Below are 11,729 nucleotides of genomic sequence, written 5' to 3'. Positions count from 1 at the left end.
GGCCCTCACCCTGTTCCGAACCTGGGCAACAACAACCGCCTCCTGAGCGGATGCAGGGCCGGAGATACCCAAACCGATGAACCCATGAGGTCAGAACACTCAGGATTTCTGGCGCGTCACACTAGGTTCCCGATCTCCGATCGGAGACTGAGGATTCACTCAGCAAGTAGAAATTGCTTTCGCAGAAGGTCGAAGCCGCGGCCGAACATCTGGCGCTTTGGCATCTTGATGCGGTTGACGTGCCCTTCGACCACGCCTGAGTTCCAGGCACATGGTCAGACCGGCGACGACTGCGCCGCGGTCGATGCCTGCGGCACGGAGTGATTCCGAGACCGAGGCCAGACCGACCTCGGTCTCGAGGTGCGAAAGCACTTGGCGTGAAAGGAGGTTGCCCCTTCCCGGACTTGCGGTGAAGAGTATCGCTCTCCAGGTCGCGGCGGGAGCTGGAGCTGGAGCTGTCGGCGTGCCCGGAAGGGCTTGCGCCGTAGCCGAACCCGCGACTGCCGAGTTCAGGGCACACATGACAGCGCCGAGGCAGGACAGCGGTCAGGGCGGACAGAGGGCCCAGCAGCCGGGCGATGGTCCGCACATACACGGGGTGTACGGACCGCCGCCGGGTGGTCCGTGGCCAGGAACCCCGGCGCCGCCGGGCCGACCGCCCCTCCCGGGCGGGCAGTTCGTCCCGCCAGCGCCGTATCCGCCGGTACCCGCCCACACCCCGGGGCCCGTACGGGGGCGCAGCCGGCTGCCGTTGCTCAGCGCAGGCGCGGGAGTACTCGTCCTGGCCCTGCTCGCCTGGATCTTCTTCCTGGGCGACGACAGTGAGGGCCCGCTCGCCGACGGCAAGGAGTCCGCGAAGGCCGATCCTCGAACGCTCCAGCCCTACCGCCTCGCCCTTGCCGGCCTCGCCTTCGCTCCGGGGCTGCGTTACAAGGACGAGTCGCCCGGCGGCATGATGAAGCGCGAAGCCACCGTCACCTCGTCAGGAAGCCGATTCGGGAGCAGTGGCTTCGGGCGAAAGGAGCTCGACCGGGAGTTCCTCAGCGTCGGAGGGAAGACCTTCACCCGCTGGCGTACGGACCCCGCTGCCAAGAACGGCGCCCGGAAGCCGGGCCTGTGGGACGCCGGAGAGACTCTGGACTCCGGACTCAGCGACGAGCTGACCAAGCACCGGCCCTCAACACCGGAGCTGGCGAACCAGTTCTTCGAGGCCCTGGCCGAACTCGAGGAGAATCCCCCCACCGGCGGCTACAGCTCCGGTTCTCGCACCGTGGGCTCCACCGAGGCGCAGGCGCTCGACACCTCGGCCGGGCAGCTGGTTATCACCCGCAAGGCGCCCTTCCGGGTACTGAGGCTGGAGCCGCCGAGCGGATTCGTGCCAGGTGCGGCACCGTCCCGGTCTACGGGTTCGGCGTCGTACACGACCGTTCGCGCGGCTGCCGATCTCGATGACACCGGCCCCTTCGACGGCGCCGACACCCTGGCCCTGGACGTGGAACCGGTCGGCGAAGCCAACGCCCCCGCCATGTACGACACCTTCGCAAAGCAGACCAAGGAACTCGGCAAGGCGGGCGACAGCGGCATCTCCCTCTCGCTGAACGGCTCCGGGACCGTCCGCTGCAGCTCCGGCGGCTGCACCGCCGCGAGCAGCTTCTCCGGACAGGTCGCCGGCGACGCCAAGTCCCGGCTGGTGGGCGGCCAAGTCACGGCCGTGATGACCTCCACGTTCAGCATCGACGGTCAGTCCGGCGGCAGTTGCACCAGCCCGCCCGGTACCTTCTCTCTCAGCGGATCCAGTGTCTCCGGCAGTCTCACCTGCTCCAACCCCGGCGCCGGAGCCACCTTCGCCTCCGTTGAATCCCGCAAGAAGGCCGAGGCCCGGGCCCGCTCCCGGGCGAGCGGCGGACGGGCGGTGCAGTACTCGATCCCGCTGCGTGCCAACTCACTGATCAGCGCCCGCGCGCTGGCCACCGTCGAGGTGAAGAAGCTGGTCGCGCAGGTGGGCAAGGAACGCAAACGGCCCCCGTGCTCGACCTCGCACAGTTTCCCGGCCGGCACCCCGGTACTGCTCGCGAATGGCTCCCGGCGCCCCATTGAGGACGTCCGCTCCGGCGACCGTGTCCTGTCCACCGATCCGGTACGTGGTCACCGTGGTGCGCAGCGGGTGACCCGGCAGATCGTCACCACCGACAAGAACTTCACCAGGCTCGAACTCACCACCGCGGCAGGCCGCGAGGCCCTCACGGTGACCGACAACCACCCCTTCTGGTCGCGGACCACGAATCGCTGGAGGAACGCGTCGGAACTGAGGGCCGGGGAGAAAGTGGCCGGTGTCGGCACCTCGCCCGAGGTGCCGACACCGGCCACGGCAGTCGACATTCAGGGCACCCGGCCCACGTACGACCTGACGGTTGAGGGCATCCACACGTACTACGTACTGGCCGGCACCACACCCGTGCTGGTGCACAACAGCGACTGTCCGTGCGGAATGGACACCGCTTCGAGCTCAGGCGCGAGGATTGACCCCCATGCCAAGGGCGGTCGCCATACGGTGGCGGGACGTGCCCTGGAGAAGCACGTCAACAAGAATGGGGGCGGGAACCCGCACGGATGGCCCATCCCGTCGGGCAAGAAGGACCCTGCTGCGTGGAACGCCGTTGGGCAGGAGATGCTCGTAAAGATACTGACCCACCCGGGCGCCCGCGTGAACCCTGGTCGCGGGAATGTCAACGGCAAGTATCAGGACGTCATCGACATCCGGATGCCGGACGAACGCGGGGCACGGTTCGACGTGAACGGTAATTTCTCTGGGTTCCTCGACCCGTACGCTGCGCCTTGATGAGGGGACGAGCGGTGCCGAGAAGGCTACGTCCTCCTCAAGGACTGCTCGACGCCCACGCCGACCGGCTCGTCGGCTCTTCCGACCGCCGGCGTTCAACTCGCCAAACGCAACGCTCACTCGCCTGAGCCGAAGCTCAGGAGTTGTCACCGGCGACGCCGGATGAGCTGGCGGAGAGGACCGGTCGGGGCACGTTGGCTGTCACCGATTAGGCATCCCACCTGTCACAACCGCCCGTTCGGCAGACTTTCTGTCGACAGTACCGAAGAGCCTGAGTTCCCGGATACCCCAGCGATGCCGTGCTCAGGGCTGAGCCCTTCCACAGCGAGGCGGAAGAGGCGGTCGGCCTGGGTGTCGGGGTCCTTGTGGTGCTCGGTGGCCAGTGCGATGCCGACGGAGAGGGTCAGCAGGTCGTGAAAGGTGACGTGCGGCGCAACCGCCTTGTCTCGAATGGCCCGCTGGAGCAGGGGAGTTCCAGCCGCTTCGATTCTGCTGCCGCAGCTGCTCGGGGAGGGCTCTTCGGTGGGGGGCTCGTAGCTGAGGATATGGGCGAACCCGCGGGCTGAGACGGCGTACTGGACGAAGGCGTGGAGCCACTCCAAGAGCGCGGTGCGGCTGTTCTCGGTCGTGCTCAGTCGGCGGGCGCGCTCGCATAGGCCCTCGATGCGCTCCTGGAAGACGGCTTCGAGAAGGGCGCGGCGGGTGGGGAAGTGGCGGCGCACGGTCGCCGAACCGACGCCTGCGCTGCGGGCGATCTGCTCCTGGGATGCCTCGGCGCCGTGTGCGGCGACCTCGGCTTCGGCGACGGCGAGGATGCGCTGGTAGTTGCGTCGGGCGTCCGAGCGCTGACCGGTCATGATCTCCTCATTGCTAAACGGCGGGCCCCGCCATATCTTAGCGGCATGCAAAACGGCGGGCCCCGCCGTTTCCTCTCTCCCGTCCGCGAGGAGCAGCGATCATGCCCAGCAACAGCGAAATCGTCCTGGTCACCGGCGCCACCGGCCAGCAAGGCGGGGCCACGGCTCGCGCACTTCTGGCCGCCGAGGTGCCCGTACGTGCACTCGTACGCGATCCGTGGTCGAAGCCCGCCCGGGCGCTCGATGCGCTGGGCGCCGAACTGGTGCGGGCGGATCTTTCCGACCGGGCCTCCCTCGGTCCGGCGGTCGAGGGGGTCCGCGCGGTGTTCTCTGTGCAGATGCCGCCCATGACCGAGACCAGCGTGGACTTCGCGGGCGAGCTCGCCCAGGCCGCCAACCTGGTGGACGCGGCGCAGGTCGCAGGGGTGCGGCAGTTCGTGCAGTCCTCGACCAGTGGAGTCGGTGAGCACACCCGGGTCGCCGGCTGGGCCGAGGGCCGCTGGGCGGCGATGGCGGACTACTTCCACACCAAGCAGGCGATCATGGAGACGGTGCGTGGTGCGGGTTTTGCCCGCTGGACGGTGATCAAGCCCGCCTTCTTCATGGAGAACCTGCCCATGCTGGCGCCCAGGGGTCCGCGAGGCGGACTGCTGACGGTACTGAAGCCGGAGACAGAACTGGCCCTGGTCGCCGTGCGGGACATCGGCACGGCTGCGGCGCACACTCTCCGGGATCCTGACCGGTTCCACCAGGTGGAACTGGAACTGGCCGGTGATCTGCGCACGATGGAGCAGATCGCGCAGACCTTGTCCGCCGCCTGGGGCGTGCCCGTGACCGCACCCTCCATGAGCCTGGAAGAGGCCCTTGATGCGGGCATGCCCGCGTGGGGAGCCGGACACGAGTGGAACAACGCGGTCCTTCAGCCCGCCCGGCCCGAGTTCGCCCGGGAGTTGGGCATCCCGGTCACCACCTTCGCCGCGTGGGCGGATGAGCAGCTGACACCCGTGTCCGGCTAGGGCATATCCGGGACTGTGACGCTCGGCAGCGCCCGCCGGGGCGGACTGGGGCGAAAAGTTGGAGTGGCCTTGCCCCGGCATCCCTGCCGCGGTGGTTGCCGAATCCGCCGGGGCACCTGTTGGCCGGCCTGCCGTTCTTCACTCCGGAGACGCGCTTCGGCTCATCGCCACCGGCGAGTGCTCGCGCGCCACGCCCTGAATCAGTAGTCCAGGTCGAGGTAGTCGATGTCGTTGATGGCGACGTCCGAGATTCCTGTGGCGCGGCTGCCACCGTCTTGGAAGTACACCTCCTTGAATCCTTCGGCGATGATGCCGCGCATCTGCTGGTCGTCGGCTCCGGCGTTGCCTGCGTCGAAGAGGCGTTGTGCGTAGGCCGGGGGGAGGTGGACGGTGAGCCGGCGGAAGCGTCCGTCGTCGGTGGTGCCGATGGGCGCGGTGTAGCCGAAACGGGCTCGGGTCTCCACGGTGATGCCAGTGGTGGCGGCCCGTTTGCGTCGGCGTTTGCGTACCTGGGGCTGCCAGCGGGTGCGGACGGCGTCGTCGATCTTCGCGGCGATGTCCGGAGGCGGGTTCTTGCGGGCACCTCGACGGTAGCGGTTGACGGAGTCGGCGGTGACGCCTAGTTCCGCCGCGACGGCCCTCGCGCTGCCCAGTTGTCTGAGCAGATAGCTGATCCGGCCTTTGAGGGTTCTGGGTGGCTGGCGGGTGAACGCTTCGCGGTCGGCGCGCTCGATGGCGTCCTGGATCTCCCCCACGGGTCATTCTCCTTCGTCCAGGACGGCGTCGCCGCCCTTGATGTGGCGGGCGGGGTTGAGGCCCTTCTCCATGAGGTCGACCGTCCAGAGCATCGTCTGGACACCCTCCAGTTTGGCCAGGCCGGGGCCTGGGCCGAGGCGGAAGCCGCCGAGCCGGGGCTTGCCGGTGGTGGTGTCGTAGGGCAGCAGGTCAAGGGGGCTGTCGCCTGGGCTGGGGTAGACAACGCAGTCGGAGAGCACCGCGAGTGGGTACAGGCCTGTCATCTTGGCCATGTTGCGAAGTTTGCGGTGCATGTTGACGCGTGCTTTGGAGATGACGGCGGCGCGGATGTCGGGGCGCCAGGTGGGGCGCTGAAGGGCCGGCCACGCGTCGCCTTGTTTGTAGCTCTTGCCTTGTGGGCGCTCGCGTAGTTTGCCGACGCCGCCTTTGACGGTGGCTTTGATCGCGGTGAGGACGGCGGCGAGGGCCGGGTCGGCGTCCTTGTGCTGTTCCATCGCCGTCAGGAACTCGGCGTCTGTGAGGTCTTTGGTGACGCCGAGGTCGGCGAGGGTGTCGACGTAGGCGTTCTTGAGGCGGTCGTGCCACGGGTCGAGGTACGCACCGGTCTCGCGGCGCAGGAACGCTCGGGTCGGGGTGATCTGGTGGCCGAGCTCCTGTGCGTAGGCGAGGGTGTGTGTCTGGTACCAGGCAGGTCCGGTCGGGCGGGTGCCGTCCGGGGTGAACGGAGACGGCAGGCGGGGATCCAGCTCGATGTGCGAGAGGTCGACCAGCCAGGAGCCGGGGATCTTCGGGTTGAAGGCCGGGTGGTGGAAGTGGTCCGGGGCGGACAGGCCCACCACGAGGCGGGCGGATGCGGCGAGGAAGGCAGTGTTCAGGTCCAGGCCGACCGCGTACGGCAGGGTGCACTCCTCGTCGGTCAGCAGTTCGACGTCTCGGACCCACTGATAGGCCTCTTCGTCGAGGAACCCGCCGTCCCAGCCGGAGTTCACGACTACGGGATGCTCCGCGGTGGCCTCCGGCGGTGCCGGGTCCACCGCCTCCGGGCCCAGCGAGCCGGGGTTGTAGCCGGACACCCAGTTGCCGGTTGCCTTGTCCTGCACGGCCCGGGTGGGCGGGCGCAACGCGGTCATCAGTTCGAGGCCGCAGACGGCGGTGGAGCCGCGGGGGGTGATGACGCGTCGGGCGTAGATACCGAGGACGCGGGCGATGTCGGCCGGATGCATGTCGGTGACGCCGGGCCAGGAGCGTTCGTCCAGGGCGTCCCAGGACAGGACGGCGAGCTGCACGCACTGTCGCCGGTCCGCGGTGGCTTTGCGGTAGATGCGGGCCCAGGGGCCGAATCCGCGCTGGGTGAGCTGCCACTTGTCTTTGGTGACCTGCTTGATCACGGAGTGGTCGGCGGGCAGACGCAGGGAGCGGCGCTGCTCATGACCCTCCAGGCGCTCGGGCAGTCCGAACTTCACGGCGGCCGTGGCGGTGAGCACGATCAGCGGGTCGGAGTCCCTGCCGCTGCGGTGCAGACGCGGTGCGCCGAGCCCGGACTCGGTGAGTGTCCACTGCACGAGGCCCGGGATCGTGGTCGCCGGACAGTCCAGGACGATGCCGTCGGTGCCGTAGGCGGATCCGTCGCCATCCACAACGGCGAGCGGGCCATGGGGGAAACGCGGATCCGGGGCGGGTGCCGTGGCCGTAGCGCTCTTCGTCGCCGAGCCGTGGCGCGGCGCTGCGGCGCGGGTGGCGGGGCGAGGCGGGGCGGCGGAGGGGCGGGCCGGGCCCTGCCGAGCCGGGACACCGGGCGCAGCGGGTTCGGTGAGTGCAGCGGGTGCGGCAGGTTCGGTGGGTTCGGTGGGTAGCGCAGACGCAGAAGGTTCGGTGTGTGCAGCGCGTTCGGTGGGTGCAGCGGGCGCAGCCGTGGTGGCGGCCCGGTCGGCTGGTGCGGGAGGCGCTTGGGCGGCGGGCGGTGGAGTGGTGGCCGGGTAGCGGTGGGCGAGGCCCTCGAGGAGGCGCCGGTAGGCCTGAAGGCGCTCCCCCTTGGGTTCGGCACGGCCGGCTTCCCAGGCAGTGATGCTCGGCACGCGCACGCCCAGTGCCTGGGCGACGGCAGCCGGTGTCAGCCCGGCCGCCTCGCGCAGGCGCACGCGTTCGGCCGGGGCGGGCAGGACGGTGCCGTCGTCCACGGCCGCGAGAAGCGAGTCGATGGCCGTGAACAGTTCTTGGGGCTGCTGGTTTGTCATGTTCGCGATCTCCCGTTACCGGACGCCCTGGCGGATCTCTTCCAGGCGAGTCACCAGCCGCTGATACCGCTGGGAGGCCGCCTGGGAGGAATTCAGGCCCTGCTGGGCGGCGATCTGACGCCAGTCCATGGTGCGGCGGCGCGCCTCGAAGACGACCTCGGTCTCCAACCGGTCGAGTTGCTCACGCATCGTGTCGAACAAGCCCAGGGCCGCACCGACCTCATTGTCCGTGACAGCCGGTTCCTGCCTGCTGTCGCCCCGGTCTGTAGCAGCAGCGGCGAGCAGTCCCGCCACCAGCAGGACATCCCGCTGCAGCTCCTGTGCCGCCGCCGGCTGCTGCTCCCCTGCTCCCCCGAGCTCGGACAGGAGGTCACGGGCCTGCTCATGAACATCACGCGCCATATCCGTCACTCTACCCCGCACCAGCAATGAAACAACGATTTGTTGTTCCATTGCGGATCGGCCGGTCGCCTCGGCTTCTGCGCAGTCCGCCAGGGCACCTCACTCGGCATCAGCACCCTTCTGCCACCGTCATGCCGCGCACGAGGTACAAGCGGGCGCACACCGACAGACGGACCAGGCCGACGAACCGTGCAGCGTATTGAACCTCACCCGGACCGGTGGCGCAGTGACGCGGTGCCGACAGCCTGGCAGGTCCGCCCCCGGCCTGCTCGTCACCACGCAGTCCCCCAGCTCGTGCATCCAAGCCGGGACCCAGCCGTCGGGCGCCTTGAAGCCGAGGCCGAAGTCGGACCTGCTCAGATGCAGCCTCCCAAGCCGCCGAGAGGCCGCGGAACAACTCCCGCCGGTACCCCGTCTCGCCTGCAAGAGGCTGGGCGGCGTCCGCACGGTGCGCCGCGCTGCTGCCTTGGACGTGGGTCTCACCGACGTCAGCGTCGGCCTCAACTGTGCGCGTACGGGGAGGCCCCACAACTCGGTGCACACCGTCTACTACTGATGACGCTGCTGGTCACGATGTCCTCCGGCGCCGGTCTCGTACCTCATATCCGCGCACGGGGAGCCAGGCGCCCTCCCCCGGCCCCGCCGACCTGTAGGAACGCCCGCTGCCCCTTGCAGTGCCGTCCTGCACTCTTTCGACGGCCCACGCGTGTTCCGCAGGGCCGGACAGCAGCAGGATGGGGCAGCAGCCCAGGTGTGCTGGGGCTGCCGACCTTCACCTGTGCATCATCACCGTCAGCCGCCGAACTCCAGGGCTTCGTCCGCAGCCGGGCCCACGGCGTCCACCTTCATCAGACGGCTCGCGATCGCTCCTTCACCCCGTCCGAACATTTCCGCCAGAGCAGACAGCGAGACTCCCTGGGCACACCGGTCGAGGAGGTCCTCCTCCTCGTCGGGGGTCCACCGCTGGTAGGCGTTGCGGTGAGCCTGCCGCTTCTCGATGACCGTATAGGCCTTGGGCGGCTCCGCCACTGCCGGCCGGGGAGCGGCGGGTTGAGCGGGGGCTGGGCGGGGCGCGAGTTCGAGGGCGAAGAGTTTCCAACGGATGGAGTTCTCACTGCGCCCGAGCTCTCCAGCCAGTTGTTCCGGGGTGCGGCCTTCGCGGTAGCTGTCACCCAAGTAGCGTTCGGCCTCCGATGTCCACGGGTCGCCCGGCCGGGCAGCTCTCACATGGGCAGGAGCCTGCCGTGGGTTCGGCGTGGGGGCCTGGGCGGGTGTGGTGCATGCGTGTGCGGCAGAGGTGACCAGGCGGCCGATCTCCCCGAGGTCCTGGCGTCCGACCCTGCCGGTGAGTTCGCCCTGAACCACCCCGTCAGGTGAGCACACCGTGACCGTGAGATCCATCAGTCCGTCGGCGGCCGGGTCCGCATTCAGACAGTAGCGGCGTTCCGTGTCGCCGATCTCCAGGCGAACCGAGGGCCCGGCTTCCCATGCCGGGCTACCCGTTCGGGCCGGTCGCGCGGCTGGGGCCGACGGGGCTGGGACCGACGGGGTAGGGACCGACGGGGTTGCCGAGTCGTCGGGGCGTTTACGCAAGGCGGCCCAGTCAGGCTCGAAGGCCGCCGGCAGCTGTGCCTGCAGGCGGGTGAGCAGACGCAGGTAGGCAGCCTCGTCGGCGGGATCCGCCATCAGCCGACCGGCCTCCCAGTCCGCCATTTCAGCAAGTTCCTTGCCCAGCGCACTCGCGAATTCCTCGAGGGACGCACCCCATGCCTCACGCACACGGCTGCGTTCCGCCGGCAGCGGCAACTCGACCGCACACCTGCCGCGCTCCACCAACGCATCCACACCCCCAGCCATGGATGTCTCGTGCTCCGCCATCCTTCGCTCTCCATCCCTTCCACGAGCCAGTACTTGACGAACACCAACGGCATGAGGGAGGCGGCATACCCCAGTGACGAACAGCAGTCACACCTGCCCCGCCCCGAGCACGGCGAGCCCTCTGCGCCGCCGCGCACCTGCCGCCGAGAGTGCCCACCAGGGGCAGACGCCGATTTCTATCCCCACCCGCCATCCGGCACACCACAGATCCCATGAACTGGCGGTATTTCGACAGCACTATGACCAAATCCGCACACGGCCCCAACTCGATCAGAGAACCCCGGCCCCACACTCCGTCCCTGCCCTGCCCTGCCCTGCCCTGCCACCCGCCCGGACACCTCCCCTGGTACGGACACGACTGGAATTCCGCGTTCCGGCTGCTGCATGTCCGACAGCCGTGACAAGACCTGACGAACAGTCAAGCAGCTCGCTCTCGACGACTCCGGCGGGACGGCGCCGAGGCCTTGGGCCGACTGCGCCAAGTCCTGCTCAATGGGCTGCAAGCGGTCGACGAACTCGACTGCTCCCTGGCGTGCGCGGATGGTCCCCGCATCCACGCGAAACCCGAAAAGTGGTGGCCGGCACCAGCCCGTCGCAGGTAGACCGGCGGAAGGTGGCAGCAGACCCCATCTGACCCGCGACGGACGCGGCACCCGCTCGAAGACACCGCCACCGCGGCCAACGTCAATGCCGTCCCCCAGCACCTCACCCTGGTCGACGGCTCCCGCACGTCGCGGCCGCCCCGGCCAGTCCCGCCGACAACCGAAAGCCCTCCTCGGCGAAAAGCGCTACGATTCCGACGCCCGCCACGGCAAGCTCCAACACCGACGGGACCTCTCCGCCATCCCGCCAGGGACCCGACACCAAGGGCCTCGCCAAGTTCCGCCATGCCCTCGAGCACGCCTTCGCGCTGCTCCACCACTTCAAACGGGTCGACGCCCACCTCACCGGCGCACCACGGGCACGCGCCCGCCGCTTCGCAGCACTTCGCCCCGCCGGGTAGATCCGACGGGGCGAAGCACGAGGCCCGAATCAATACCCCGGACGCAGATCATGATCTTCACGTGGTGGCCGCTGTCTGGCGTCACCAGCGGGCAACGAGCGTCTCTTCCTTACCCCGGTTGCGATACAGCCAGGTGGTCCCCGGCGCGATGGCGCCGGTCAGATAGCCGACGATGGGGTCCCGCTGCGTTGCGCTGTCCAGCTCGCCGAGCAGGTTCAGCGCGTCGGGCAGAGGGAAGAAGGCGGCCTGTTTGATGTCGTCGTCCTTGGGCGCGACGTCCCCCGACCACGCGTCGATCTCGAAGGCGACGGCCAGCGCCGAAGGGTGCTGCTCGGAGTCGATGTGCATGAGGAACGCGGTCCGTGCAGGGTTGCCCACCAGCAGCCCCGTCTCTTCATGCAGTTCGCGCCGGAGAGCTTCGTTCATGAGCTCGCCGTCCTTGACTCCTCCGCCGGGGAGGGACCAGAGGATCTCGCCGTCGATGCCGAGGCTCTCTTGTACGAGCAGGATCTCGTTGTCTTGACGGATGATACCGATGACCAACTGCACCCGGGGCTCCGGGTCCTTCGAATTCTCTGCCGTCATGCCGCAGACCGTACGTGACGGCCGGTTCGCCGGTAGCCCGGGCCACTGAGGAGAGTCTGTCCGCCGGACGCGGCGCGGAAGCCCATCGGTTCCACGCATGGGCCGTCATCGACCTCACCGCCCGTCGCCGGGCCACCGGCGTCCACTGATCCGCCGCAA

The 11,729-nt window shown here is 68.9% G+C and carries 8 protein-coding genes; 2 read left to right on the top strand and 6 right to left on the bottom strand.

Annotated elements, in window-relative coordinates:
* Positions 1 to 751 precede the first annotated feature (751 nt).
* Positions 752 to 2,839 carry a Hint domain-containing protein gene (locus ABT025_RS24715; RefSeq protein ID WP_350998420.1) on the top strand — a complete coding sequence of 696 codons (2,088 nt, stop codon included), beginning with the start codon at positions 752 to 754 and terminating at the stop codon, positions 2,837 to 2,839.
* 224 nt (positions 2,840 to 3,063) lie between these two features.
* On the opposite strand, the gene ABT025_RS24710 is transcribed toward ABT025_RS24715, so the two are convergent.
* Positions 3,064 to 3,696 carry a TetR/AcrR family transcriptional regulator gene (locus ABT025_RS24710; protein WP_350998418.1) on the bottom strand — a complete coding sequence of 211 codons (633 nt, stop codon included), beginning with the start codon at positions 3,694 to 3,696 and terminating at the stop codon, positions 3,064 to 3,066.
* A gap of 101 nt (positions 3,697 to 3,797) precedes the next feature.
* On the opposite strand from ABT025_RS24710, the gene ABT025_RS24705 reads away from it, so the two are divergent.
* Entirely contained in the window at positions 3,798 to 4,712 is a 915-nt protein-coding gene (locus ABT025_RS24705; protein WP_350998415.1) for an NmrA family NAD(P)-binding protein, read from the top strand.
* Positions 4,713 to 4,912: 200 nt separating this feature from the next.
* Here ABT025_RS24705 and tpg read toward each other — a convergent pair whose 3' ends face one another.
* The 5 genes from tpg to ABT025_RS24680 all read right to left on the bottom strand — a co-directional run bounded on the left by tpg (position 4,913) and on the right by ABT025_RS24680 (position 11,570).
* Positions 4,913 to 5,467 carry a telomere-protecting terminal protein Tpg gene (gene tpg / locus ABT025_RS24700; RefSeq protein ID WP_350998412.1) on the bottom strand — a complete coding sequence of 185 codons (555 nt, stop codon included), beginning with the start codon at positions 5,465 to 5,467 and terminating at the stop codon, positions 4,913 to 4,915.
* Positions 5,468 to 5,470: 3 nt separating this feature from the next.
* Positions 5,471 to 7,702: a telomere-associated protein Tap gene (tap, locus tag ABT025_RS24695; protein WP_350998410.1), complete on the bottom strand. Its 2,232-nt coding sequence runs from the start codon at positions 7,700 to 7,702 to the stop codon at positions 5,471 to 5,473.
* A gap of 15 nt (positions 7,703 to 7,717) precedes the next feature.
* Positions 7,718 to 8,104 carry a hypothetical protein gene (locus tag ABT025_RS24690; protein ID WP_350998407.1) on the bottom strand — a complete coding sequence of 129 codons (387 nt, stop codon included), beginning with the start codon at positions 8,102 to 8,104 and terminating at the stop codon, positions 7,718 to 7,720.
* A 792-nt stretch (positions 8,105 to 8,896) separates the two neighbouring features.
* Positions 8,897 to 9,982: a hypothetical protein gene (locus ABT025_RS24685; protein WP_350998404.1), complete on the bottom strand. Its 1,086-nt coding sequence runs from the start codon at positions 9,980 to 9,982 to the stop codon at positions 8,897 to 8,899.
* A gap of 1,084 nt (positions 9,983 to 11,066) precedes the next feature.
* Positions 11,067 to 11,570: an NUDIX hydrolase gene (locus tag ABT025_RS24680; protein WP_350998402.1), complete on the bottom strand. Its 504-nt coding sequence runs from the start codon at positions 11,568 to 11,570 to the stop codon at positions 11,067 to 11,069.
* Between the last annotated feature and the right edge of the window lie 159 nt (positions 11,571 to 11,729).

The sequence above is a fragment of the Streptomyces sp. NPDC002809 genome, from assembly GCF_040295435.1.
Classification (GTDB): Bacteria; Actinomycetota; Actinomycetes; order Streptomycetales; family Streptomycetaceae; genus Streptomyces.
This window is presented reverse-complemented; position numbering and strand designations above follow the sequence as displayed.

Bases quoted from the DNA above. Each gene is read 5' to 3' on its own strand.
- ABT025_RS24710 (WP_350998418.1), bottom strand. From the start codon at position 3,696: ATGACCGGTCAGCGCTCGGACGCCCGACGCAACTACCAGCGCATCCTC.
- ABT025_RS24705 (WP_350998415.1), top strand. From the start codon at position 3,798: ATGCCCAGCAACAGCGAAATCGTCCTGGTCACCGGCGCCACCGGCCAG.
- tap (WP_350998410.1), bottom strand. From the start codon at position 7,702: ATGACAAACCAGCAGCCCCAAGAACTGTTCACGGCCATCGACTCGCTT.
- ABT025_RS24690 (WP_350998407.1), bottom strand. From the start codon at position 8,104: ATGGCGCGTGATGTTCATGAGCAGGCCCGTGACCTCCTGTCCGAGCTC.
- ABT025_RS24685 (WP_350998404.1), bottom strand. From the start codon at position 9,982: ATGGCGGAGCACGAGACATCCATGGCTGGGGGTGTGGATGCGTTGGTG.
- ABT025_RS24680 (WP_350998402.1), bottom strand. From the start codon at position 11,570: ATGACGGCAGAGAATTCGAAGGACCCGGAGCCCCGGGTGCAGTTGGTC.